The organism is Sphingomonas sp. PP-F2F-G114-C0414 (assembly GCF_003688595.1).
Classification (GTDB): domain Bacteria; phylum Pseudomonadota; class Alphaproteobacteria; order Sphingomonadales; family Sphingomonadaceae; genus Sphingomonas.
Genome location: NZ_RCWT01000015.1, coordinates 55532 through 78824 on the forward strand (window position 1 = coordinate 55532; position 23293 = coordinate 78824).

Annotated in this window: 23 protein-coding genes; 13 read left to right on the forward strand and 10 right to left on the reverse strand. The window is 66.3% G+C overall.

Annotated features, from left to right (window positions below):
• Positions 1-73 precede the first annotated feature (73 nt).
• Positions 74-1564: a replicative DNA helicase gene (locus C8J47_RS17215; RefSeq protein ID WP_056063049.1), complete on the forward strand. Its 1491-nt coding sequence runs from the start codon at positions 74-76 to the stop codon at positions 1562-1564.
• A 165-nt stretch (positions 1565-1729) separates the two neighbouring features.
• On the opposite strand, the gene C8J47_RS17220 is transcribed toward C8J47_RS17215, so the two are convergent.
• From C8J47_RS17220 to C8J47_RS17250, 7 genes are all read right to left on the reverse strand, one after another.
• On the reverse strand, positions 1730-2482 hold the full coding sequence (locus C8J47_RS17220) for a phosphoadenylyl-sulfate reductase (RefSeq protein WP_121886698.1): 753 nt from the start codon (positions 2480-2482) through the stop codon (positions 1730-1732).
• Complete coding sequence (locus C8J47_RS17225; protein WP_056050673.1) at positions 2475-2915, reverse strand: DUF934 domain-containing protein; 441 nt, start codon at positions 2913-2915, stop codon at positions 2475-2477. Before C8J47_RS17225 ends, C8J47_RS17220 begins: the two co-directional genes overlap by 8 nt.
• On the reverse strand, positions 2908-4539 hold the full coding sequence (locus C8J47_RS17230; protein ID WP_121886699.1) for a nitrite/sulfite reductase: 1632 nt from the start codon (positions 4537-4539) through the stop codon (positions 2908-2910). The genes C8J47_RS17225 and C8J47_RS17230 overlap by 8 nt, the downstream gene beginning before the upstream one ends.
• Positions 4540-4785: 246 nt before the next feature.
• Entirely contained in the window at positions 4786-5082 is a 297-nt protein-coding gene (locus C8J47_RS17235; RefSeq protein WP_121886700.1) for a DUF2849 domain-containing protein, read from the reverse strand.
• Complete coding sequence (gene cobA / locus C8J47_RS17240; RefSeq protein ID WP_121886701.1) at positions 5079-5870, reverse strand: uroporphyrinogen-III C-methyltransferase; 792 nt, start codon at positions 5868-5870, stop codon at positions 5079-5081. Before cobA ends, C8J47_RS17235 begins: the two co-directional genes overlap by 4 nt.
• A gap of 90 nt (positions 5871-5960) precedes the next feature.
• Entirely contained in the window at positions 5961-7373 is a 1413-nt protein-coding gene (gene astD, locus C8J47_RS17245) for a succinylglutamate-semialdehyde dehydrogenase (RefSeq protein ID WP_121886702.1), read from the reverse strand.
• A gap of 194 nt (positions 7374-7567) precedes the next feature.
• A complete protein-coding gene (locus C8J47_RS17250) occupies positions 7568-8929 on the reverse strand; it encodes a protein adenylyltransferase SelO family protein (RefSeq protein ID WP_121886703.1) in 1362 nt (453 codons plus the stop codon).
• A 37-nt stretch (positions 8930-8966) separates the two neighbouring features.
• Between C8J47_RS17250 and C8J47_RS17255 the strand changes: the two genes are divergently transcribed.
• The 3 genes from C8J47_RS17255 to C8J47_RS17265 all read left to right on the forward strand — a co-directional run bounded on the left by C8J47_RS17255 (position 8967) and on the right by C8J47_RS17265 (position 11957).
• Entirely contained in the window at positions 8967-9848 is an 882-nt protein-coding gene (locus tag C8J47_RS17255; protein ID WP_121886794.1) for an alpha/beta fold hydrolase, read from the forward strand.
• 67 nt (positions 9849-9915) lie between these two features.
• Positions 9916-10674 carry an SDR family oxidoreductase gene (locus C8J47_RS17260; protein WP_056050664.1) on the forward strand — a complete coding sequence of 253 codons (759 nt, stop codon included), beginning with the start codon at positions 9916-9918 and terminating at the stop codon, positions 10672-10674.
• 173 nt (positions 10675-10847) lie between these two features.
• Positions 10848-11957 carry a glycosidase gene (locus tag C8J47_RS17265; RefSeq protein ID WP_121886795.1) on the forward strand — a complete coding sequence of 370 codons (1110 nt, stop codon included), beginning with the start codon at positions 10848-10850 and terminating at the stop codon, positions 11955-11957.
• Positions 11958-12132: 175 nt separating this feature from the next.
• Here C8J47_RS17265 and mqo read toward each other — a convergent pair whose 3' ends face one another.
• Positions 12133-13866, reverse strand: coding sequence for a malate dehydrogenase (quinone) (gene mqo / locus C8J47_RS17270; RefSeq protein WP_220683396.1), 1734 nt, complete (start codon positions 13864-13866; stop codon positions 12133-12135).
• Positions 13867-14180: 314 nt separating this feature from the next.
• Between mqo and C8J47_RS17275 the strand changes: the two genes are divergently transcribed.
• The 4 genes from C8J47_RS17275 (at position 14181) to C8J47_RS17290 (ending at position 18096) form a co-directional block, all read left to right on the forward strand.
• The gene (locus C8J47_RS17275; RefSeq protein ID WP_121886705.1) at positions 14181-15329 is read left to right on the forward strand and encodes a glycosyltransferase; all 1149 of its coding nucleotides are present in this window, start codon (positions 14181-14183) and stop codon (positions 15327-15329) included.
• Positions 15330-15398: 69 nt separating this feature from the next.
• Positions 15399-16802 (forward strand): nitronate monooxygenase family protein, encoded by a 1404-nt coding sequence (locus C8J47_RS17280; protein WP_121886706.1) that lies wholly within the window; start codon positions 15399-15401, stop codon positions 16800-16802.
• Between the two features lie 242 nt (positions 16803-17044).
• Entirely contained in the window at positions 17045-17683 is a 639-nt protein-coding gene (locus C8J47_RS17285) for a LysE family translocator (protein ID WP_121886707.1), read from the forward strand.
• Positions 17684-17850: 167 nt separating this feature from the next.
• Positions 17851-18096, forward strand: a complete 246-nt coding sequence (locus C8J47_RS17290; protein WP_259467623.1) for a hypothetical protein — start codon at positions 17851-17853, stop codon at positions 18094-18096.
• A 141-nt stretch (positions 18097-18237) separates the two neighbouring features.
• On the opposite strand, the gene C8J47_RS17295 is transcribed toward C8J47_RS17290, so the two are convergent.
• Complete coding sequence (locus tag C8J47_RS17295) at positions 18238-19236, reverse strand: D-glycerate dehydrogenase (protein ID WP_121886708.1); 999 nt, start codon at positions 19234-19236, stop codon at positions 18238-18240.
• Positions 19237-19357: 121 nt separating this feature from the next.
• Here C8J47_RS17295 and C8J47_RS17300 point away from each other — a divergent pair, with 121 nt between their 5' ends.
• Together C8J47_RS17300 and C8J47_RS17305 are read left to right on the forward strand one after the other, a co-directional pair.
• A complete protein-coding gene (locus C8J47_RS17300; RefSeq protein ID WP_404969292.1) occupies positions 19358-19852 on the forward strand; it encodes an SH3 domain-containing protein in 495 nt (164 codons plus the stop codon).
• The gene (locus C8J47_RS17305) at positions 19849-20319 is read left to right on the forward strand and encodes a GNAT family N-acetyltransferase (protein ID WP_121886710.1); all 471 of its coding nucleotides are present in this window, start codon (positions 19849-19851) and stop codon (positions 20317-20319) included. Before C8J47_RS17300 ends, C8J47_RS17305 begins: the two co-directional genes overlap by 4 nt.
• Before the next feature lie 40 nt (positions 20320-20359).
• Here C8J47_RS17305 and C8J47_RS17310 read toward each other — a convergent pair whose 3' ends face one another.
• The gene (locus C8J47_RS17310; RefSeq protein WP_404969293.1) at positions 20360-21553 is read right to left on the reverse strand and encodes an acetyl-CoA C-acyltransferase; all 1194 of its coding nucleotides are present in this window, start codon (positions 21551-21553) and stop codon (positions 20360-20362) included.
• Between the two features lie 88 nt (positions 21554-21641).
• Between C8J47_RS17310 and C8J47_RS17315 the strand changes: the two genes are divergently transcribed.
• The 3 genes from C8J47_RS17315 to C8J47_RS17325 are packed head-to-tail and all read left to right on the forward strand — an operon-like array spanning position 21642 to position 23084.
• On the forward strand, positions 21642-21893 hold the full coding sequence (locus C8J47_RS17315) for a hypothetical protein (protein WP_165895429.1): 252 nt from the start codon (positions 21642-21644) through the stop codon (positions 21891-21893).
• Positions 21886-22641 (forward strand): A24 family peptidase, encoded by a 756-nt coding sequence (locus C8J47_RS17320; RefSeq protein ID WP_121886712.1) that lies wholly within the window; start codon positions 21886-21888, stop codon positions 22639-22641. Before C8J47_RS17315 ends, C8J47_RS17320 begins: the two co-directional genes overlap by 8 nt.
• Positions 22638-23084: a hypothetical protein gene (locus C8J47_RS17325; protein ID WP_121886713.1), complete on the forward strand. Its 447-nt coding sequence runs from the start codon at positions 22638-22640 to the stop codon at positions 23082-23084. The genes C8J47_RS17320 and C8J47_RS17325 overlap by 4 nt, the downstream gene beginning before the upstream one ends.
• Positions 23085-23293: the final 209 nt, after the last annotated feature.

Consider the following 23293-nt stretch of genomic DNA (forward strand, 5'->3'; position numbering starts at 1 on the left):
GCGAACGACTTATCCCCATCATTCCACCGCACGTTACTTGGACGTGCGCGCGTCCATCGCGTAGGTGCAGGGGATGGCAACTCTCGCATTCCCCGTTCCCGCCGTGGCCGAGCCGCAGCAGCTTCCCCGCAACGTCGAAGCCGAGGCGGCGATGCTCGGCGCGATGATGATCGACAACCGCCTCGCGGACGATCTGGTCGACAAGCTCGAACCTGGGCATTTCTTCGAGCCCGTCCACGGGCGGATCTTTGCGGCGATCAAGACGCTGCGCGGCAACGACATGCTGGTGACGCCGGTGACGCTGCGGCCGATGTTCGATGCGGACGAGGGTATGCGCGAGCTGGGCGGGCCGGCGTATCTGGCTGGGCTGACGGGCAGCGGTGCAGGCCTGATCGGCGCACGCCAGTTCGCGCAGCAGATCTATGACCTCGCGATGTTGCGTGCGCTCGTGTCGGTCGGCCGCACGCTGGTCGATCGCGCGATGGACACCTCCGAGGAGGTCAATCCGCGCGCGCAGATCGAACTCGCCGAGGAGGAGCTGTTCAAGGTCGCGGCGGATGGCGGCTCCGAGAACACGGTGAAGTCGTTCGCACAGGCGACCACCGCCGCGGTCAAGATGGCCGAGCGCGCGCTGAATTCGGGCGGCAATCTGTCGGGCGTCACCACCGGCATCGATTCGATCAACGCGAAGATCGGCGGCATGCATCACAGCGATCTGATGATCCTCGCCGGTCGTCCGGGCATGGGCAAGACCTCGCTCGCCACCAACATCGCGTTCAACGCGGCGCGGCGCTGGATGCGCGACATGGCCGACGGAATCGCGCCGAAGGACTCGGTCGGCGCCAAGGTCGCGTTCTTCTCGCTGGAGATGTCCGCGGATCAGCTGGCCACGCGTATTCTTGCCGAGCAGTCGCAGATCAGTTCCGAATCGCTCCGCATGGGCAAGATCAGCCGCACCGAATTCGCGCAGCTCGCTGCTGCCGCTGCCGAGCTGGAGAATTTGCCGCTGTTCATCGATGATACCGGCGGCCTCTCGATCGGCGCGCTGCATACGCGTGTGCGCCGGTTGCAGCGTCGGCACAATAACGAGATCGGGCTGGTGGTGGTCGATTACCTCCAGCTGCTGTCGGGCTCGGGCAAGAGCAAGGACGGCAACCGCGTCCAGGAAATTTCCGAGATTTCGCGCGGGCTGAAGACGCTGGCGAAGGACCTGAACGTGCCGGTGCTGGCGCTGTCGCAGCTGTCGCGTGCGGTGGAATCGCGTGAGGACAAGACGCCGATGCTGTCGGATCTTCGCGAGTCGGGGTCGATCGAGCAGGACGCGGACATGGTCTGGTTCGTGTACCGCGAGGATTACTACGTCGCGTCGAAGGAGCCCAAGCGGCCGGCGGAAGGGGATAGTTCGAAGATCTTCGAGGATCATGCGTCGTGGGCGGCGGAGATGGAGCGGGTCTACGGCCTAGCGGAGCTGATCATCGCCAAACAGCGCCACGGTGCGACCGGCAAGGTCCGGATGAAGTTCGATCCGACGATCACGAAGTTCTCGGATCTCGCGGAGTATTGAAGCCATCGTGTCCCTCTCCCCTCCGGGGAGAGGGAAGGGGCCCGCCGCGCTTGCGGTGGGAAGGGAGAGGGGAGTGTGGCTCGGGACCTGGATCCCAACGCCCCTCTCCCTTCCGTCGCCAAGTGGCTCCTCCCTCCCTCTCCCCGGAGGGGCGAGGGAAAGTGGTCAGATCATCGGGTCGTAGTCGGTGGGGGCGTGGATGCCGCATTCGACCTTGTCGAAACTCCGCCAGCGGCCTGCGCGTGGGTCTTCGCCGGGGGCGACTTTGGTCGTGCACGGCGCGCAGCCGATCGACAGATACCCCTGAGCCTCCAACGGATGCCGCGGCAACTCATGCTCCGCGAAATACGCGTCGAGCTTGGCCTTGTCCCAATCCGCAAGCGGGTTGATCTTCAACCGCCCCTCATCCTCCTCGAACCGCGGCAAGGCAGTACGGGTCCCCGACTGAAACCCCTTCCGTCCCGAAATCCATGCATCGAACGGCGCCAACGCCCGCCGCAAAGGTTCGACTTTCCGCAGATCGCAACACCCGTCAGGATCATACGACCAGCGCAACCCCGTCTTGTCCTTAATCGCGAGCAGCCGCGGATCGGGACGGAACACGCGTAGATCGGTGAACCCCAGTCTCTCCGCCAGCTCATCGCGGTACGCCAAGGTCTCGCCGAACATCTTCTGCGTATTCGTGAACACCACCGGCACATCGACATCGACCTGCGCGACCATGTGGAGCAGCACCGCCGACTCGGCGCCGAACGACGACACCGCCGCGATCCGCCCGCGCAACTCGCCGACCAGCAGCTCGAACAGCATCTCTTGTGCGGAGACGCCCTCGAACCGCTCCTGCATCGCCATCGCGTCGGCGCGCGTGAACGCCGGCGTGATGTCGATCATGTCGAGTTGGCGCGCGGGCTCACCCATGGCGCAGCTTCCAAACCGGCACCGCGCCGTCCGCCGCCTTCTGGTACGGCGTATCGTAGCGCTCCAGGCTCGCACGCAGCACGTCGATATCGATCGGCGCCTGCGGTGCGAAGCTGTCGAACCCGCAGCGCCGCATCAGCGGAATCTGATCGACCAGCACGTCGCCCTGCGCGCGCAGTTCGCCGGTATAGCCCGCCTCGCGCAGGATTCGCGCGGACGAATAGCCACGTCCGTCGCGGTAGCCGGGGAAGCTGACCTCGATCAGCGCAAGCTGGTCGATCTGCGGCAACAGCGCACGCGCATCGTCGCCCGCTTCCAGGCGAACCGCCGCGGCGTTGCTCTGCCCGATGAACGAATCGAGCGTCACCGCGGGCTCGTCATGCGGCTCGTCGTCGCGGAAGCGGAGCAGCGTCTGGTCCGGATACTCAACCATAGATCGCCTCCTTGAACGTCTCGAAGCCCACGCGGCGGTAGGTGTCGAGGAAACGCTCGCCGGGGTCGCGGACCTGAAGGTACCGATCGGTGACGCGCTCGATCGCGTCGACCACGCCGTCCTCCGAGAAGCCGGGCCCGGTGATCTTCGCGAGGCTCACATCCTCCGCGCCCGAACCACCGAGCGAGAGCTGGTAATTCTCGGTGCCCTTCTTGTCGACGCCGAGGATGCCGATGTGGCCGGCATGATGGTGCCCGCACGCGTTGATGCAGCCGCTAATCTTGAGCTTCAGTTCGCCGAGGTCACGCTGACGATCGAGGCTGCCGAAGCGGGTCGCGATCTTCTGCGCGAGCGGGATCGAGCGCGCGTTGGCGAGGCTGCAATAATCGAGACCGGGGCAGGCGATGATGTCGCTGATCAGGTCGAGATTGGCTTCGGCCAGCCCGGCATCGTTCAGCGCCGACCACACCGCATGCAGGTCGGCGATGCGGACGTGCGGCAGGACGATGTTCTGCGCATGCGTGACGCGTAGTTCGTCGAAGCTGTAGCGCGTGCCGAGGTCGGCCATCACGTCGATCTGGTCCGCCGACGCGTCGCCGGGGATGCCGCCGATCGGCTTCAAGCTGATGTTGACGATCGCATAGCCGGGCTGCTTGTGCGCCTTGACGTTCTGGTCGAGCCAGACCGCGAAGTCGGGATCGCTGCGGTCGATGGCGGTCGAGGCGTTCGGGTCGAAATCGGGCGCGCCGAAGTGGCTCGTGATGCGCTCTAGCTCGGCCCGCGGAGGATCGAGCCCAAGGCCCTTCACCGCGGTGAATTCTTCCTCGACCTGACGGCGATATTCGTCGGGGCCAATCTCGTGGAGCAGGATCTTGATCCGCGCCTTGTAGATGTTGTCGCGCCGGCCATAGCGATTGTAGACGCGCAGGCACGCCTCGAGATAGCTCATCAGGTCGTCGGCGGGGACGAAGTCGCGGATCTCGTGGCTGATCATCGGCGTGCGGCCCATGCCGCCGCCGACGAAGATCTTCGCGCCGAGTTCGCCGTCGCGGACGTGCAGCCCGATGCCAATGTCGTGGAGGCGCATCGCCGCGCGATCCTCGTTCGCCGCGATAACGCAGATCTTGAACTTCCGCGGGAGGTAGGTGAATTCCGGGTGGAACGTCGACCACTGACGGATCAGCTCGGCCCAGGGCCGCGGGTCGGCGACCTCGTCCGCGGCAGCACCGGCGAACTGGTCGGAGCTGATGTTGCGGATGCAGTTGCCGCTGGTCTGGATGGCATGCATCTCGACCGTCGCGAGCTCCTGGAGGATGTCCGGGGTCTGGTCGAGCTGAATCCAGTTGAACTGGATGTTCTGCCGCGTGGTGAAGTGGCCGTAGCCGCGATCATACTTGCGCGCGATGTGGCCAAGCATCCGCATCTGGCGTCCGTCGAGCGTCCCGTACGGCACCGCCACGCGCAGCATGTACGCGTGCAGCTGGAGGTACAGCCCGTTCATCAGCCGCAGCGGCTTGAACTGGTCCTCGGTCAGCTCACCCGAGAGGCGGCGGCGGACCTGATCGCGGAACTCGTCGACGCGCTGGTCGACGATCGCCTGGTCGTATTCGTCGTATTTATACATGCGGGGTCCCGGAGAAGTTTTGGTTCACGCGAAGGCGCGATGGCGCGAAGAGATTCGGAAGAATTTTGTTCGCGCGGAGACGCGGAGACGCGGAGGAGAAAGCACCCGCGCTAGCGGGCAACAAAGCTGAAGCGGCTAACGAGTGTGAAGGCCGCTGCGCGGCAAGCGCAACACCTCCGCGTCTCCGCGTCTCCGCGTGAAACACCTTCTCGCTAACCTCTTCGCGCCTTCGCGCCTTCGCGTGAATCATATCACCCAGCTGCCAGCGGTCGGGTCGGCGGGTTTGAGTGTCAGGTCGGGCCGCATCGTCGGGCCCAAAGCGCGGATGCGGTCCTTGATGTGGGCGGGGCGCGGGCCGTCGTCGGTCTGCGTCGCCTCGATCAGATAGGGGACGTTGACGCGGCGCGCGCCTTCCTCCGCCTGGAGGATCGCTTCGCCAGCGACGCCGACATCGGTCGCGTCCTCGATGTGGCGCGACCAGCCATTGCCGGTCCACCAGACGACGTCACCGGTGGGAAGGTCGTTTCCGGTCAACAGCTTCATGCGGCGGCGTCCTCTGCTACGCGGGCCCAGCGGGCGAGTTTGTCTTCGGCGTCCGACAGTTCGACGACTTCTCCGACGACGATGATCGCGGGGCTCTTCACAGCCTCACGCGTCACCATCGCACCGAGATCGGCAAGCAACGTCCGGATCGCCCGCGAGCCCTCGAGCGTACCGCGTTCGAGCACCGCGACGGGCATGTCGGGGGCGACGCCGTCGGTCATCAGCTTGTCGGCAATGTCGGTCGCGCTCGCGATGCCCATGTAGATCACCAGTGTTCGACCCTGTCCGGCCAACCCCGCCCAGTTCTGCTCGCTCAGGCCCTTGCACTGGCCAGCGACGAAGCTGACCGCGCTCGAATGGTCGCGGTGGGTGAGCGGCAGCATCGCTTCGGCGGCACAGCCGAGCGCGGCCGAGACACCGGGGATCACCTCGACCGGAAGGCCAGCGGCGCGGACGGCCTCGACCTCTTCGCCGCCACGGCCGAACACGAACGGATCGCCACCCTTCAGGCGGATCACGATCGCACCGGTCTTCACATGCGCGATGATCAGCGCGTTGATCGCCTCCTGCGGCAGGGTATGCCGCGCCCGCTGCTTGGCGACAGAGATGCGCTGCGCTGCCGGCGGCGCGATGTCGAGCACGCGCGGGTCGATCAGTCCGTCATGCACGACGACGTCGGCGGTCTTCAGCGCCTCGACCGCGCGGACGGTGAGGAGGCCGGGATCGCCCGGGCCCGCCCCGACGAGGATGACGCGCCCGCGGGCGGTGGGATCTAGGAGGCTTGCCATAGGATAAGAGATGGACGGCAACCCGCTGCACCGCAACCGAATGATGCTTTGGCGGGAGGTAGGATTGCTTTCGAACGCGCCGGAACGCGGTCAGCCGTCGGCGAGGCCGATGCCGATCGACGCACGCGCGCTCTCCGATTCGCTGCTGACGACCGGGTAGGCGCAGTAATCGGCGGCGTAATAGGCGCTCGGGCGGTGGTTGCCCGACCAGCCGATGCCGCCAAACGGCGCACCGCTCGAGGCGCCATTGGTCGGCTTGTTCCAGTTGACGATGCCGGCGCGGATGTTCGCCCAGAAGCGGTCGTAGAGCGCGGGCGTCTGGCTGATCAATGAGGCGGACAGGCCGTAGCGCGTGTTGTTCGCCTCGACGATCGCGGCGTCGAAATCATCGACGCGGACGACCTGCAGGATCGGACCGAACAGCTCGATATCGGGGCGGTCGGCGATATCGGTGACGTCGATCAGCGCGGGTTTCAGGAACGGCAGGTCCGCGACCGGGCGTTCGAGGTGGCGGATCGGTCGGCCGCCGCGCGTGAGCAGTTCGAGGAAGCTTTCGGTCAGCTGCTCGGCGGCTTCGTTGTCGATCACCGGGCCCATGAACGGGGCGGGGTTGGCGTGCGGCTCGCCGACGATGATCCGGCCGACCATCTTGTCGACGGTGGCGATCAGCGGATCGTAGAGCTTGGTATCGACGATCAGCCGGCGCGCCGCGGTGCAGCGCTGCCCGGCGGTGGTGAAGGCCGACTGGATGATCAGGATCGCCGCGGTGTGTAGGTCGGGCGTGTCCCACACGACGATCGGGTTGTTGCCGCCCATCTCGAGCGCGAGAATCTTCTCGGGCTTGTCGGCGAACGCGCGGTTGAGCGCCAGGCCGGTGCGCGCCGAGCCGGTGAACAACAGCCCGTCGATATCGGGGTGCGCGGCGAGCGCCTTGCCTTCGTTCGGGCCGCCGATCACGAGGCGGATGCACTCGGGCGGCACGCCCGCGGCGCGGAAGCATTCGACGAGGAACGCGCCGACCGCGGGGGTTTTTTCCGACGGTTTGAAGACGACCGCGTTGCCAGCGATCAGCGCGGGGACGATGTGGCCGTTGGGCAGATGCGCGGGGAAGTTGTACGGCCCGAGCACGGCCAGCACGCCATGCGGCTTGTGGCGGACGGCGATCCGCGACCCCATCGTCGCTTCCAGACGACGCTGCGCGGTACGGTCGGCATAGGCGCTGACCGAGATGTCGACCTTGGCGATCACCGTCTCGACCTCGCCGCGCGCTTCCCAGATCGGCTTGCCGGTTTCGCGGGAGATCAGGTCGGTGAAGGCGTCGTTGCGCTGCCGGACGATGTTGGCAAAGCGCCGCATCGTCTCGATCCGGAAGGCCAGCGGCTTCGACGCCCAGCTCGACCAGCCGGCGCGCGCGCAGGCGACTTCGGCATCGACGTCGCCGATCGGTTGACGCCAGAGAATCGCGCCGGTGGCCGGCTCGTAGGAGATGATCTCGTCGGACATGCGCCGCTCTTGCCTTGATTCGCGGCGAGTTTCCACTGGCGGATGTGGGGTCTTTGCCGTGGGGTGTGCCCGGCTTGCTTCTCGCCTCCCTGGAAGGGAGGGGGCGGGGGTGGGTAGGCCGGTTTGTGACGCAACCGTCGCGCTACATGGAAACCGACCCACCCCCAGCCCCTCCCTTCCAGGGAGGGGGGAGATCACTCGGCTAGCGCTTCGCCCATTTCGCGGATGGCGGCGACCTTGGCGTTCAGCGCACGCCAGTCGTCGTGCTCGGCGATCGGCGCCCAGATCGCCTCCACCTCGTCGATCAGCATGCTGCACGGCTCGCCCGCCCAGTACGGGTGCGAGCGGTCCTTCCGGGGTTCGTAGGCAGCGAGCGCGGCACGGACGTCGGCCCAGGGTTCGGCGTAGGTATCGGGCAGATCCCCACCGAACGCGTCGAAGAAGAACCGGTCGATCCCGACGCCGGAGATGCGGAGTGCGCGTTCGGTGGCCTGGACGAGGTCGCGGTCCGCATCCGGATCGCGCGGGCGGACGCCGAGGCGCCAGAGGATCGCCTGCGTGACTTCGGGTTGATAGCGCGGACCGAACTGGTCGAGCGCGGCCACCAGCGGGTCGCTCTCGGCGATCTGGCGGAGCGCGACGGCCAGCTGCATCACGTCCCAGTGGATCGCCTCGGGCTGGCGGCCGAACGCGTACAGACCCTGGTGGTCGAAATAGGCGGCGGTGAAGGCCGGGTCCCAGGTCGGGGCGAACCGCCACGGGCCATAGTCGAAGCTTTCGCCGGTGACGTTGATATTGTCCGAATTGAGCACGCCGTGGACGAAGCCCGCCGCCATGTAGCGCGCCGCGAGACGCGCGGTGCGACCGACGACGAGGTCGAGCAGGCGGACCGGATCGTCGCTGTCCTCGTCGTAGAGGTTGCGGAGCGTATAGCCGACGAGTTTGCGCAAACCCGCTTCGTCGCGTTCGTAGGCGAGGCGCTGGAAGCTGCCGATTCGGACATGGCTGTGATTGAGGCGAACGAGGACCGCCGAACGCGTCGGGCTTGGCTCGTCGCCGCGCTGGAGTTCTTCGCCCGTCTCGATCAGCGATAGCGTCCGCGAAGTGGGGACGTTGAGCGCCTCGAGCATCTCGGTGGCGAGGATCTCGCGCATCCCGCCCTTGAGTGTCAGGCGGCCATCGCCCGCGCGGCTCCACGGCGTCTGGCCCGATCCCTTGGTGCCGAGGTCCATCAACCGGCCTCGGTCATCCCGCATCTGCGCGAAGGTGAAACCGCGGCCATCGCCGAGATCCGGATTGTAGTTGCGGAACTGATGGCCGTGGTAACGGAGCGCGAACGGCTGGGGCAGCGTGCCGGGGAGTGGCGCGAACCGGCCGAAATGACGCGTCCATTCGTCATCCGTCAGCGTGGCGAGACCGATCTGCGCGGCGGCGCGGTCGTTGCGGAAACGAAGCCGCGTCTCGGGGAAGTCGGCGGGCGCGACGGGATCGAAGAAGCCGTCCCCCAGCGTTAGAAGTTCAGCTTCGGGGCGATACACTTGCGGGTCGATGGCCATGCGGCGATATGGTGGCCGCTACCCGAAGGACGCAACCATGGCCGCATACGAAAACCTCTATTGGTGGTCCAACGACGGGCTGAGACTCCACGCACGCGACTATCCGGGGGGCGAGGAAAGCCAACCGCCGATCCTGTGCATGGCCGGGCTGACGCGCAATGCGCGCGATTTCGATGCGCTCGCGGCGAGGCTGGCCGGGCGCTGGCGCCTGATCGCGGTGGACTTTCGCGGGCGCGGCGAGAGCGCCTATGCGAAGGACCCGATGTCGTATGTCCCGCTGACCTATGTGCAGGACGTCGAGGCGCTGCTGACGGAGCAGGGGATCGATCGGTACATCGCGTTCGGCACGTCGCTGGGCGGAATCGTCACGATGCTGATGGCGGGGCCGTCGCGGGGGCGGATGACGGCGGCGTTGCTCAACGATGTCGGGCCGGAGATCGACGCGCAGGGGCTGGCGCGAATCCGCGGCTATGTCGGCAAGTCCAGCGTCTTCCCGACCTGGATGCACGCCGCGCGCTGCGTCGCCGAGAATAACGGCGATGTGTATCCCGACTGGCAGATCGAGGATTGGCTGGCGATGGCCAAGCGGCTGTACCGGCTCAACAGTTCGGGTCGGATCGTGCTCGATTACGATCTGAAGATCGCCGAGCCGTTCCGCGTGCCGGGGAACGAAGCCGGGCCGGACATGTGGCAGGCGCTGGGCTCGCTGCGCGACGTGCCGACGCTGATCGTGCGTGGTGGCCGCTCGGACCTGCTGTCGGCAGCGACCGCGGAGCGGATGGCGGCGTCGCTCGACTTGGCCGAAGTGGTGACGGTGCCGGGCGTCGGCCACGCGCCGACGCTGAGCGAGACGATGCTGCAGGAGTCGATCGACCGGTTGCTGGCGCGCGCGCTTGAGGGGGCGGCGATCCGCGCTTAGGGGAGGGCGGCGCGCAGTGTTTCACCGTGCATTTCGCCGCCAATCTGCTGACAAGCCGGGATACTTGATGACCGAACTCTCCGACGCCCACACCACCGTCCGCCCGCTGAAGGGCCGCCGCGCGATCATTACCGGGGGGACCACCGGGATCGGCCGGGCGATCGCGGTGCTGCTCGCGTCGGAGGGCGCCAAGGTCTATATCTGCGGCCGCGACGAACGCTATCTGCAGGACGCGCTCGCGCGCATTCGCGAAGTCGGCGAGGGCGACGGGATGATCACCGAGCTCGCCGATCCCGACAAGGTCCGCGCGTTCTTCGACGCGGGCGAGGCGTATCTCGGCGGCTTCGACATCACCGTCGTCAACGCAGCGGTTGCCGCCGGCGGCCTGACGCAGATGAGCGAGGACGAACTCCGCTATGCGATCGCGGTCGATTTCACCGCGTATTTGCTCAGCGCGCATCACGCCGCGCACCGGATGAAGCCGATCAGCGACATCGTCATCATCGGCTCGCTGAGCGCGCATATCCTCGGGCCGAGCTCGACAGTGTATGCCGGGGTGAAATCCGGCATCGCCGGCTTCTCGGAGGCGTTGCGGCGCGAGCTCGGGCCGAAGGGGATCAAGGTTTCGCTGGTCGAACCCGGCAAGGTCGGGTCGAACATGCAGTATCCGGACGTCCCCGACGACAAGCAGCGCCAGATGATCGAGGCGGAGCAGATGCTGCGCGCAGAGGACATCGCGGTCGGGGTGGAGTTCGTGCTTACGCAGCCGACGCGGACGGTGATCCAGCAGATCGTCATCGTCCCGCGTGCGCTCGAGGGGGAGTAAGCGCCGACGGCTTGGCGGTATGTCGTCGAGCGCCAAGCCCTTCCCGTCATCCTGACGAAAGTCAGGATCCAAAGTAACGGAGAGGCGTCCTTCACGGCTCTGGATCCTGACTTTCGTCAGGATGACGGTAGTGATGAATGGTCGCGTCGCCGCGTATCACCAAGGAGAATAGCATGTTGGACCAGCTCGTCTTCACCCCCGCCGACATCGACCTGTCGCGCTCGCCGCTGGCGGGGAAGGTCGGCGCCGAGACCTATGTGCTCGGCGCGTTCAATCCTGGGATGACGCGGCTGGCGAACGGCAATCTGCTGCTGATGGTGCGCGTCGCCGAGGCGCTCAAGCAGCCGGTCAAGAACGGCAACGTCCATGCGATCCGCTGGCAGGACGGCGCATATCTGCTCGACGCGTGGCCGTTGCAGATGGTCGATACCAAGGACCCGCGCAAATTCCTGATCCCCGGCGGCGGGTGGAAGGTGATGGCGCTGACCTCGCTGTCGTGGCTGTTGCCGGTCGAACTCGATGCCGAGGGGCGCTCGGTGGTCGCGGTGCATTACGACAAGGCGATCGCGCCGCGCACGTCGTACCAATGCTACGGCGTCGAGGATGCACGGATCTCGAAGGTCGGCGATCGCTATCTGATGACGACCTGCTCGGTCAGCCCGGAGCGGCATTCGACGACGTTGTATTCGTCCGCCGACGCGCTCGACTGGCAGCTCGAGGGGATTGTCCTCGATCACCAGAACAAGGACATGCTGATCTTCGAAGGCCTGATCGACGGGCAGTATTGGGCGCAGACGCGACCGCTCGGCGACCTGTATTTCGCGTATCCGCCTGGCAGCGAATGGCGCAGCGGGCCGTCGATCAACCTGTCGCGCTCGCCAGACGCGCTGCACTGGAAGCCGCATGACAAGCCTGGCATCCGCCCACATTCGGCCACCGTCTCGACCGCGCGAATGGGCGGCGGCGCGCCCCCGATCCTGACTGATCGCGGCTGGCTGACCTTGTGGCACGGGGTGGAGCCGTCAGGCGTGGTCGGCATCTACCGGACGTACTGGTCGATCCTCGACAAGGACGATCCCTCGATCACCGTGGCGACGGAGCATACTGCGCTGCTCGAGCCGAACCCCACGCTGACCGAGCCGCTCAAGGACCAGATGTACCTCGATAACGTCGTCTTCACGACCGGCATCGCCGACGCAGGCAACTTCTACGTCGTGGCAAGCGGCGAGGCCGACCTAGCGTGCCGGATCACGCATATCCCCAAGGCCATGTTCGCCGGGTAATCGCGATTCTGCAGCGAGATAATTTCGGCTTTTCCTTCGTCATGCCGGGCTTGTTCCGGCATCCACCGTTCCGCAAACTCATCGAGATTTGGTTTGCGGCACGGTGGACCCCGGAACAAGTCCGGGGTGACGGGGCGGTTTTGGCATCTGCAAGGGCTTAACCTGATCCCCGCTCTTACAGCGCCAGATCGGGGCTGCGGTCGACCTTGACGCGCGTTGCCGCTGGCTTGGGCTGGGTCGATACGAACACCGCCGGCGACGGCACCGTCAGTTGCAGCGTCTGCGCGGTCGCCGCCCAGGTCTTGGCGATCAGCTCAGGCTTGTCGTTGAGCGTGACGCCGTAACTCGGCACGATCTCGCGGATCTTGCCCTGCCACGCCGCGGTCGCGAGATGGTTGGGGAACACCTTCTTCAGCAAATCGAGCATGATCGACGGCGCGGTCGAGGCGCCCGGCGATGCACCGAGCAGCGCCGCGATCGAGCCGTCCTTCGACGCGACGATCTCGGTGCCGAGCTTCAGCACGCCGCCCTTGTTCGGATCGCGCTTGATGATCTGGACGCGCTGACCCGCCTGCCACAGCCGCCAGTCGCCGTCCTTCGCCCCCGGGAAATATTCGCGGAGCGCGGTCATCCGGTCGGCGTCCGACATGATCAGCTGCCCCGCGAGATACTCGACGAGATCGAAATCGTCCCAGCCGACCGCGATCATCGGCCGGAAATTGTCGAGCGTCACCGACGCCGGCAGATCGAAATACGAGCCTTCCTTCAGGAACTTGGTCGAGAAGGTCGCGAACGGCCCGAACAGCAGCGCCTGCTTGCCGTCGAGATAGCGCGTGTCGAGATGCGGCACCGACATCGGCGGCGATCCGACCGCGGCCTTGCCGTACACCTTGGCGAGGTGACGCTGCGCCACCTCGGGCTTGTCGGTGACGAGGAACGAGCCGCCGACCGGGAAGCCGGCATAATCGTCGGCTTCGGGAATTCCCGACTTCTGCAGGATCGGCAGCGCGCCACCGCCTGCACCGGCGAACACGAAGCGCGCGTTGATGATCCGCTTCTCGTCGCTCTTCATGTCGCGCGCGGTCACCCGCCAGCTTTTGTCCGCGCTACGCTCCAGCGAGCGTACTTCATGGCCGGTGGTCAGCGTGAAGCCCGGCTGCTTGCGCATCGCGTCGACATATTGCCGCGTCACCTCGCCCCAGTTGCAGTCGGTGCCGAGCGGCGAGTGCGTCGCGGCGAGCTTCATGGTGGGATCGCGACCCTGCATCATCACCGGGACCCACTGCGCGATCTGCTTGGGATCGGTCGAGAATTCCATGCCCGAGAACAGCGGGCTCGCCTGCAACGCGGCATGGCGCTTGCGCAGGAACGCGACGTTCGCATCGCCCCACACCAGGTTCATATGCGGCGTGGAGTTGATGAACGAACGCGGGTTGGCGAGCATCCCGGCATCGACCTGATGGCTGAGGAACTGGCGCGTGACCTGGAACTGCTCGTTGATCTCGATCGCCTTCTTGATCTCGACGAGGCCGTCGGCCGCGTTGACCGGCGTGTAGTTCAATTCGCACAGCGCCGAATGGCCTGTGCCCGCGTTGTTCCAGCCGTTCGAGCTTTCTTCCGCAACCTTGTCGAGCCGCTCGACCAGTTCGATCGTCCAGGTCGGTTCGAGCTGGTGGAGCAGCACCGCGAGCGTCGCGCTCATGATGCCGCCGCCGACCAGCAGCACGTCGACGTTGCGCTCGGTCGGGGCGGCATCGGCGGACGCCAGCGGCAGCATCGCCGCGCCGCCCGCGGTGATCGCCGACCCGAGCAGCCCGCGCCGCGTTACGCGCGTGTCGATCGTCGCCGCGCGGTCGGAGTCGCCGTTCAGCTGGGGCGTGGTCATGTCGTCGTTGGAAGGGAGCCGCATCGTCGTGCCTCGTCGTTGACGGTCTGGTCCGGCCTCCAGCGCTTCGACAGCGGGGGCGGGACTCAAGGGACCGGATTGTCGTTCGGGCCGCGCGAAGACCTTGCCGCATATAGGCAAAACCATCGATCGAGCGCGACCGCTGCTCGAAATCCTCGTCCAACTCTCTGTCAGTCTTCGGGTGTCGTCACGCTGCTTGCTGCGCATGACGTTGTTGTCATATAATGGCATCGCGGTATCGATCGTGCAAGACCGCACCCGCCGAAACGGCTTTGCGCCACCTTGAAAGCTGCCGCGAAAATCGGCATCGGTCGCGGATGGCCGCACCCGTCAACATCCTCCATCTCCACTCGTCGTTCGACCTCGGCGGCAAGGAGGCGCGCGCGGTTCGGCTGATGAATGCGTTCGGCGATCGGGCGAAACACACCATCGTATCGGGGATGCCGGACGCCTTGAGCGCGCGGGACTCGATCGCGAAAGGCATTCGCTACGAGATCGCGCAGAACCCGCCGCCGCTGACCGGCAAGCCTTCGGTCAAGCGCTACGAGGCGATCGCGCAGTATATGCGGCGGTTCGATCTGGTGCTGAGCTATAACTGGGGTGCGATCGACGGGGCGATGGCGCGCCGCGCCTTCGCCAAGGGCGCGCCGCCGCTCGTCCATCACGAGGACGGGTTCAACGCGGATGAGGCGGGCGGGCTCAAGATCGAGCGCAACATCTATCGGCGGCTCGCGCTGGGCGCGGCGCATGCGCTCGCGGTGCCCTCCGAGGTGCTCGAAGGTATTGCGTTGAAGACCTGGAAACAGCCGCGCGAGCGCGTCCATCGGATCGTCAACGGGATCGGCACCGCCTATTACGCGCAGAAGCCCGAGCCCAAGGCGATCCCCGGGTTCACGCGCAATGCCAAGGAAACCGTGATCGGTGCGCTCGCCGGCCTGCGCGAGGTGAAGGACCTCACCGCGCTGGTCCGTGCTGTCGGTGGCGTTTCGGGCCGCGTGCGGCTGGTGATCATCGGGGAGGGCCCGGAGCGCGCCAACATCCTGCAAGCCGCCGCGGCGATGGGGATGGCCGACAAGCTCGTGCTGCCCGGATTTCTCGATCGCCCCTACCGCTATATCGGCCATTTCGACATGCTCGCGGTGTCGTCGCGTAGCGAGCAGTTTCCGATCGCGGTGGTCGAGGCGATGGCGGCGGGGCTGCCGATCGCGAGCTATCCGGTCGGCGATATCACGCGGATGGTCTCGTCGGAAAACCTGCCGTTCGTGACCGACATCGCCAACGAAGTCCGGCTGCGCGACGCGTTGCAGGCACTGGTTGCCGATCCGGCGTTGCGCGCCTCGGTCGGGGCCGCGAACCAGGCCAAGGCGCGGGCGGAATTCGACGAAGCGGTTATGATCGCTCGCTATCGCGCGCTGTACGAGGACGCGCTCGGGCGACCGGGCGCGCTGGGCGATCTACTAACCTAGGTCTTAATATTGCTCGCGCGCTGCGTCCTTGCGATATAGGGGGCCGTATTTTCCGGGAGAGGTGACGTCGTGTTCAAGGGCCTGAAGCCTATCGTCTATAACGGTCGGGAAGTCTGGCCTCTGGTTGAGGGCGGCAAGGGCGTCGCCGCGACCAACCACGCGTCGGCCGGCGCCTGGGCTGCCGCCGGGGGTATCGGCACCGTGTCGGCGGTCAACGCCGACAGCTACGATCCCGACGGCAAGATCATCCCGCAGGTCTATGCGGCGCTCACGCGGCGCGACCGGCACGAGGAACTCGTCGAATACGCGATCGAAGGCGCGGTCCAGCAGGTCGAGCGCGCGTACGAGATCGCCGACGGCAAGGGCGCGATCAACATCAACGTGCTGTGGGAAATGGGCGGTGCGCAGCGGATCCTGCACGGCGTTCTCGAACGCACGCGCGGCAAGGTGGCTGGCGTCACCTGCGGCGCGGGCATGCCGTACAAACTGTCCGAGATCACTGCGTCCTACGGCGTGAGCTATCTGCCGATCGTAAGCTCCGGCCGCGCCTTCCGCGCGCTGTGGAAGCGGGCGTATTCGAAGGCGGCCGAGTGGTTGGCGGCTGTGGTGTATGAGGATCCCTGGCTTGCGGGCGGGCATAACGGCCTGTCGAACGCCGAGGACCCGTTGAAGCCGCAGGACCCGTATCCGCGCGTGAAGGAACTGCGGGATGTGATGCGCGAAGGCGGCATCAGCGACGACGTACCGATCGTGATGGCCGGCGGCGTCTGGTATCTGCGCGACTGGAACGACTGGATCGACAATGCCGAGCTTGGCACGATCGCGTTCCAGTTCGGCACGCGGCCGCTTCTCACGCGCGAGAGCCCGATCCCCGAGGGCTGGAAGAACGCACTGACGCAGATCGAGCCCGGCGACGTGCTGCTGCACAAATTCTCGCCGACCGGGTTCTACTCGTCAGCGGTGCGCAATCCGTTCCTGCGCTCTTTGGAAGCACGCTCCGAGCGCCAGATCGCCTTCTCGACGCAGGAGGCTGGCGATCACGTGTTCCAGCTCGACGTCGGCGTGAAGGGCAAGAACTTCTGGGTCACGCGCAACGACCTGCTGCGCGCGCGGCAGTGGTTCGGCGAGGGCTATACCGACGCGCTCAAGACGCCGGACAACACGCTGGTGTTCGTCAGCCCGACCGAGAAGGGCATGATCCGCAAGGACCAGTCGGATTGCATGGGCTGCCTGTCGCAATGCTCGTTCTCGAGCTGGGCGGATACCGAGACCAACTCGACCGGCCGCCTCGCGGACCCGCGCAGTTTCTGCATCCAGAAGACGCTGCAGGACATCGCGCACGGCGGCGACATCGACCAGAACCTGATGTTCGCAGGCCATGCGGCGTATAACTTCAAGAAGGATCCGTTCTATTCGAACGGGTTCGTGCCGAGTGTCGGGCAGCTGGTCGATCGGATTTTGACGGGGGATTGAGGCTGGAGGAAGTGAACCGCAGTTTAGCTGCGGTGCTGCATTCCAACACGCCACTTTCTCCGTCATGCCGGGCTTGTTCCGGCATCCACGGTGCCGCGCTCTCTCGAGTGTGAGTTTGCCGCACCGTGGACCCCGGAACAGGTCCGGGGTGACGGACTGTTTTTGGCAGGGCTCTGAGCAGGCTGCGGGCGCCAGTAGGCAGCCAGGTCTTCTTCATCAGCATGAAGGGCAGGGGAGTAAACATGACGCTACACGCCTGGTGGCTGTTCGTGGTCGCGGTGTTCCTCCTATGCGGAACGCCAGGACCCAACATGCTGCACGTCATGACACGCAGCATCGCCTTCGGCGCGCGGCGCAGCGTCGCGGCGATGGCGGGGTGCCTTACCGCGCTGGCGCTCGTCCTGGCGGCGTCGGCGGCGGGTGTGTCCGCGCTGCTCGCGGCATGGCCACGCGTGTTCGATGCGTTGCGCTATGCCGGCGTAGCGTACCTCATATTCCTCGGGATCAAGGCATGGCGCGGGGCAGGGTCGCCGATCGACGTCGGCGACGATACGACGCCGGTGGCGCTCCCCCCGACCGTGTCGGCGTGGCACCTGTATCGCGGCGGGTTCGTGATCGGGATCAGCAATCCCAAGCTGCTGTTGTTCGCCGCAGCATTCCTGCCGCAGTTCGTCGATCGCGCCTCACCGCAGGCACCGCAGTTCGCGATCCTGGTGGCGACTTTCGCGGTGGTCGAGAGCTTCTGGTACGGCATGTATGCAGCCGGTGGGCGAACGCTCGCGCGCTATCTGACGCGCCCGGCGTTGCGGCGCGCGTTCGACCGCGTGACGGGGGCGATCTTCGTCGGGTTCGGCCTCGCTTTGCTGCGGGTGCGGGCATAGCCAAAGCATGCCGCGCCATTGCCGTTCGGGGCGATAGAGCGCATAGCCGAGGCATCGCGGCGCTTCGTACGGGCAGGCTGCGACTGAGAGATGCTTTGCGCTCCCGCTCCGAGCCGGGAATGCCGCATGACGATCACTTCAGCCATCGCATCTACAGGGATCGCATCGTGACGATTGGCACCGAAACGGTCGTGCCGATCTCGCGCGCGGTCAACGTCAGTGTCGAACAGCCTCAGGTCGTCGCGATGTGCAAGAAGCACGACGCGACCATCAGCGCGATCGAAACGCTGCCGTCGGGCGGCACCCGCGTCGTGCTGATGAACAGCGCGGATGCCGCGAAAATCATCAAGGCGTTCGGCTCCAAGGTGCTGACCGGAACGGTAGCGCGAACCCACTGGATGCGCGCGGTCTGAGACGCATGGTTTAATCCTCCCCCGCCAGGGGGAGGTGGCTGGCGCTTGCCAGACGGAGGGGGAGGAAAGCGAAACGTCGCTTGTCCCCTCCGTCACCTTCAGCGCCACCTCACCTTGCGGGGGAGGATCGACGGCTGAAGTTCAGACCCAGCCGTCGAGCACCTGATCGGGCGGGCGATGGCCATCCGCCCACATCCGGATATTCTGGATAACGCGCTCGCCCGATGCCATTCGCCCTTCGAGCGTCGCGGAGCCCATGTGCGGCAACATCACGACGTTGGGCAGCGCGAGCAGCCGCGGATCGATAACCGGCTCGTGCGCCCAGACGTCGAGCCCTGCGCCCGCGAGCTTGCCCGCCTCCAGCGCGTCGACCAGCGCGCCCTCGTCGACGATCCCGCCGCGCGCAGCATTGATCAGGTACACATGCGGCTGCATCAGGCCGATCCGGCGCGCGTCGATCAGGTTACGGCTGTCGGCGTTCAGCGGCGTGTGGATCGTGACGATGTCGACCGCGGCAAGCATGTCGTCGAGCGATGCGTGGAAGGTAGCCGCCAGCTGCGCCTCACGGACCGCGGGCAGGCGCTGGCGATTGTGATAATGGATCGTCAGCCCGAACGCGCGTGCCCTCAGCGCTACCGCCTGGCCGATCCGACCCATCCCGACGATCCCGAGCGCCTTGCCACCGATCCGGTGGCCGAGCATCCCGCCGGGGCTCCAGCCGTTCCACTGGCCCGACCGTACCAGCTTCTCGCCCTCCGCCAGCCGCCGCGGCACCGACAGGATCAGCGCCATCGTCATGTCCGCGGTGTCCTCGGTGAGCACGCCCGGCGTGTTGGTGACGATGATCCCGCGCGCGCGCGCCGCCTTCAGGTCGATATGGTTCACGCCGGCGCCGTAATTGGCGATCAGCTTCAGGCGGTCGCCCGCGCCGGCGATCAACGCCGCATCGATGTCGTCGGTCACCGTCGGCACGAACACGTCGCAATCGGCCATCGCCGCGGCGAGCTGCTCGCGGTCGAGCTTGATGTCGGCACGGTTGTTCTGCGTATCGAACAGCGCCTCCATCCGGTCCATCAGCGTATCGGCCAGCTCGCGGGTGACGACGACCTTGGGGTTCGGACAGCGGCGTGTGTCGGTCATGCGGATGGCTTGGCGAAGGCGCTCGTGCCCGTCAACGTCCTGTCAACGTCGACACCGCAACTTCGGTTGAGGAAAGCGGTTCGTCGCTATAGGAGTTCGGTTCGCCAGTTAGGACATGACCATGCGCATTCTCGCCGCCGCGCTTTCCGCTCTTGTTGCCACCGCGCTGGTGCCCGACCCGGCGACCGCGGCCGACGCGACGAAGAAGAGCGTGCCCTATTACGCGTCGATCGCGGCGTCGCGCGCGCGGATGCGGACTGGGCCGGCACGGACGTATCCGGCGAGCTGGCTCTATCAACGCCAGGATCTCCCCATCAAGGTGGTCGCGATCTTCAAGGAATGGCGCAAGATCGCCGATCCCGACGGGACCGAGGGCTGGATGCAGGCGAACCTGCTGAGCGGCACGCGCACCGCAATCGTGCATGGCGCGGGCCCGGTGGACCTGCGCGACAAGCCCGATGCGGGGAGCCGGTTGCTGTGGCGCGCGGCACCGGGGGTGGTCGGGCGGCTGAGTCGGTGCGGCAATGGCTGGTGCCGGCTGGATGTGAAGGGGCAGGCGGGGTTTGTCGCCGTTGGGGGGCTTTGGGGGGTCGAGGCTGGTGAGACTCTGCCTTGAAGTCCGATTCGTGGCGGATCGTTCGTGACGATCTGACGAGGCCGGAGGTCGTCGCGCTGGTCGAACTGCACCTCCGCGCAGCTTACGCGAATTCGCCGCCGGGCAGCGTATTCGCGCTGGACCTGACCGGATTGCGTGATCCCACGGTCACGGTCTGGTCGGCATGGGACGGCGATCGAGTGGTCGGGCTGGCGGCGTTGAAGCAACTCGACGATACCCATGGCGAACTGAAATCGATGCGCACTGCCCCAAACTATCTACGACGTGGTGTGGGGCGGATGCTGCTCGATCATGTCATCGCCGAGGCCCGGGCCCGAGGGTATCGGCGGATCAGCCTCGAAACCGGAACGGGAGCGTCCTTTGCTGCGGCGCATGTGTTGTACGAACAGGCCGGTTTTACGACATGCGATCCGTTCGGGGTCTACAGCGACCGCGTGTTCGCGGCGTATTATACGCTGGCGATGTAGTCCCGGCGGCCGTCGAGGGGGCAGTGCCCCCTCGATACCGTCAGTTCATCAATTCTACCGCCATCGCAGTCGCTTCTCCGCCGCCGATGCAAAGCGAGGCAAGCCCGCGCTTCTGGCCGGTCGTCTCCAGCGCCGACAGCAACGTCGCCAGGATCCGCGCGCCGCTAGCGCCGATCGGATGACCGAGTGCGCACGCACCGCCGTGGATGTTCACCTTCTCATGCGGCAGGCCAAGGTCGCGCATCGCGATCATCGCGACGACGGCGAAGGCTTCGTTGACCTCGAACAGGTCGATGTCCGACGCGGACCAGCCAGCCTTCTCCATCGCCTTCCGCATCGCGAACACCGGCGCGGTCGTGAACAGGGCAGGCGCGTGGGCATGCGCCGCGTGGGCCACAACGCGCGCGATCGGCGTGATGCCGAGCCGTTCCGCAACGCTCGCCCGAGTCATCACCAAAGCCGCAGCACCGTCGGAGATCGACGAGGCGTTGGCGGCGGTGATCGTGCCGTCCTTCGAGAAGGCGGGCTTCAGCGTCGGGATCTTGGCGACGTCACCCTTGGCCGGCTGCTCGTCGAGCGAGACCGTGGTCGTGCCCTTGCGCCCCGCAATATCCACGGAGACGATCTCGCGGTCGAACGCGCCGGACTTCTGCGCGGCTTGTGCCCGGTGGAGCGACTCGATCGCATAGTCATCCATCTGCTGACGCGTGAACTGGTATTCGTGTGCGGTGTCCTCGGCGAAATTGCCCATCAGCTTGCCGGGTTCATACGCATCCTCGAGCCCGTCGAGATACATGTGGTCGTACATCCGGTCGTGCCCGATCCGCGCGCCGCCTCGGTGGCTTTTCGACAGATACGGCGCGTTGGTCATGCTCTCCATGCCACCCGCGACGAGCAGGTCCACCGAGCCCGCCGCGAGCGCATCGGCGGCAAGGATCGCCGCCTGCATCCCCGATCCGCACATCTTGTTGACCGTCGTCGCCTCGACATGATCGCCAAGCCCAGCGTTGATCGCCGCCTGTCGCGCCGGCGCCTGGCCGAGCCCGGCGGGAAGCACGCAGCCCATGTAGATCCGCTCGATCCCCGCCGCCGACACGCCCGACCGCTCGACCGCCCCGCGCACCGCATCGGCACCGAGCTGCGTCGCGGTCGCGCCGGCAAGCGCGCCCTGGAACGATCCCATCGGCGTGCGCGCGTAGGACAGGATGACGATGGGATCTCGATCGGCGGCCACTTCACTCTCCATGTATTCTTCTGCCCCCGTATCTGGGGTTGATGTGCGGCAATACAAAGCACCGCGCGATGCGCCTAGACCTCCCATCATGGAAACACTCATCACGACGCTCAAATGGTGTGCAGCAGGGTCGGGGGTGATCGCCGCCTTCATGGTGTCGCTCGACTTCGGGCGGCGCGTGACGGGGTGGGGGTTCGTGCTGTTCGTCGGCTCGTCGATCGCGTGGCTGAGCGGTGCGGCCTTGACCGGGGACTGGGCGCTGGGCACGCAGAACATCGTGTTGTTCGGGATCAACCTCCTCGGCGTGTATCGCTACCTGGTGCGGAAAACGGGTGTCTGAGACCCCGTTCTGGGCGGTGTTGCTGGGGGTGCTCGGAGCGATCATCGGCAGCTTCATCGCGGCGCTGGTGACGCGCTGGCCCGACGGGCGATCGGTGATGCAAGGGCGGTCGGCGTGCGACGGCTGCGGGCGGACGCTCCGCGCGGTCGAGCTGGTACCGCTGCTGAGCGCGATCGTCCTGCGTGGCCGGTGTCGAGGGTGCGGCGTCGCGATCAGTCCTGTGCATTGGCGGATCGAGCTGGCGGGGTTGGCGATCGGCCTGGCGGCGGGGATCGTCGCACCGGGGATAGTCGGCATCGCCGGCGCGGTGTTCGGATGGCTGTTGCTGGCGCTGGCAAGTCTAGATCTCGTCGCATTCTGGCTGCCCGATCGGCTGACGATCCTTCTCGCCGCGACCGGGCTCGTCGGCGCCGCGCTCGGTATCGACCCGCCGCTCCCCGAGCGATTGATCGGCGGACTCGCCGGATTCGGCACGCTGTGGCTGGTCGCATTCGGCTATCGACGCATACGCGGCCGCGACGGCATGGGCGGCGGCGACCCCAAGCTGTTCGGCGCGATCGGGCTGTGGCTCGGGTGGCAGATGCTGCCTGCCGTCCTGCTGATCGCGAGCATGATCGGGCTCGGCGTCGTGCTGGCCGCGCACCTCAAGGGGCGCAGCATGGCGTCGGACACCGCGCTCCCGTTCGGCGCGTTGCTGGCGATCGCGGCTTATCCCGCGTGGCTGTTCATGATAGGCCTGACGCCATGATCTCGCTCGCTCTTATGCTCGCGCTGCAAGCCGCGGCCCCGTCTGCCGCGGCCAATCCGGGGACGAATCCAGGTCCGGGCCCCCTCGGCGCGATCGGCACGCAGAAGCTCCCCGCCAAGGGATGCGCCGCGTATCTCTGGAGCACGGACACCGGCCGACAACTCGTCGCGATGGCCACCGCCGACCCCGCGCAGATCCGCCTGGCGATCGACGGCAAGACCAATGACTATGCGATGACGACCCAGTCGCCCGCGATCGGCTTCGGCTTTGGCGGTGTCACGCAATATCGCGGCGGCGACGTGACCGCGACGCTCGACATGGCGGTCGCCGTCCGCGCCGACATCTCCGCCGGCGCGACCGTGACGTCCGCGACGCTACGGATCGACCGCCCCGGCCACGATACGATCGTCATGCCGGTCGGTGGCCTAATCGGCTGTGTCTGAGGTTAATTTTTGTGAAACCAAGCCGTCCTATGTGCGTTACGTGGACGAAGATGGGGGTGAATCGAGCACGATCGCTGCCTGCAAAGGGGATCGTGTGACAGCTTCTAACCGCCGGCATCATTGGCTCGCTCTGGCGTTGGTAGCGTCGACTACAGGTTTTACCGGGGGATTTGCGGGCCTCGCGTCCGCACAGCTTGCCAAGCCGGGCA

Bases quoted from the DNA above. Each gene is read 5' to 3' on its own strand.
- C8J47_RS17220 (WP_121886698.1), bottom strand. From the start codon at position 2,482: ATGGGTGAGCCCGCGCGCCAACTCGACATGATCGACATCACGCCGGCG.
- C8J47_RS17265 (WP_121886795.1), top strand. From the start codon at position 10,848: ATGTTGGACCAGCTCGTCTTCACCCCCGCCGACATCGACCTGTCGCGC.
- C8J47_RS17300 (WP_404969292.1), top strand. From the start codon at position 19,358: ATGCGCATTCTCGCCGCCGCGCTTTCCGCTCTTGTTGCCACCGCGCTG.
- C8J47_RS17285 (WP_121886707.1), top strand. From the start codon at position 17,045: ATGACGCTACACGCCTGGTGGCTGTTCGTGGTCGCGGTGTTCCTCCTA.
- C8J47_RS17230 (WP_121886699.1), bottom strand. From the start codon at position 4,539: ATGTATAAATACGACGAATACGACCAGGCGATCGTCGACCAGCGCGTC.
- C8J47_RS17325 (WP_121886713.1), top strand. From the start codon at position 22,638: ATGATCTCGCTCGCTCTTATGCTCGCGCTGCAAGCCGCGGCCCCGTCT.
- C8J47_RS17225 (WP_056050673.1), bottom strand. From the start codon at position 2,915: ATGGTTGAGTATCCGGACCAGACGCTGCTCCGCTTCCGCGACGACGAG.
- C8J47_RS17215 (WP_056063049.1), top strand. From the start codon at position 74: ATGGCAACTCTCGCATTCCCCGTTCCCGCCGTGGCCGAGCCGCAGCAG.
- C8J47_RS17295 (WP_121886708.1), bottom strand. From the start codon at position 19,236: ATGACCGACACACGCCGCTGTCCGAACCCCAAGGTCGTCGTCACCCGC.
- astD (WP_121886702.1), bottom strand. From the start codon at position 7,373: ATGTCCGACGAGATCATCTCCTACGAGCCGGCCACCGGCGCGATTCTC.
- C8J47_RS17255 (WP_121886794.1), top strand. From the start codon at position 8,967: ATGGCCGCATACGAAAACCTCTATTGGTGGTCCAACGACGGGCTGAGA.
- mqo (WP_220683396.1), bottom strand. From the start codon at position 13,866: ATGCGGCTCCCTTCCAACGACGACATGACCACGCCCCAGCTGAACGGC.
- C8J47_RS17260 (WP_056050664.1), top strand. From the start codon at position 9,916: ATGACCGAACTCTCCGACGCCCACACCACCGTCCGCCCGCTGAAGGGC.
- C8J47_RS17235 (WP_121886700.1), bottom strand. From the start codon at position 5,082: ATGAAGCTGTTGACCGGAAACGACCTTCCCACCGGTGACGTCGTCTGG.
- C8J47_RS17315 (WP_165895429.1), top strand. From the start codon at position 21,642: ATGGAAACACTCATCACGACGCTCAAATGGTGTGCAGCAGGGTCGGGG.
- cobA (WP_121886701.1), bottom strand. From the start codon at position 5,870: ATGGCAAGCCTCCTAGATCCCACCGCCCGCGGGCGCGTCATCCTCGTC.
- C8J47_RS17275 (WP_121886705.1), top strand. From the start codon at position 14,181: ATGGCCGCACCCGTCAACATCCTCCATCTCCACTCGTCGTTCGACCTC.
- C8J47_RS17250 (WP_121886703.1), bottom strand. From the start codon at position 8,929: ATGGCCATCGACCCGCAAGTGTATCGCCCCGAAGCTGAACTTCTAACG.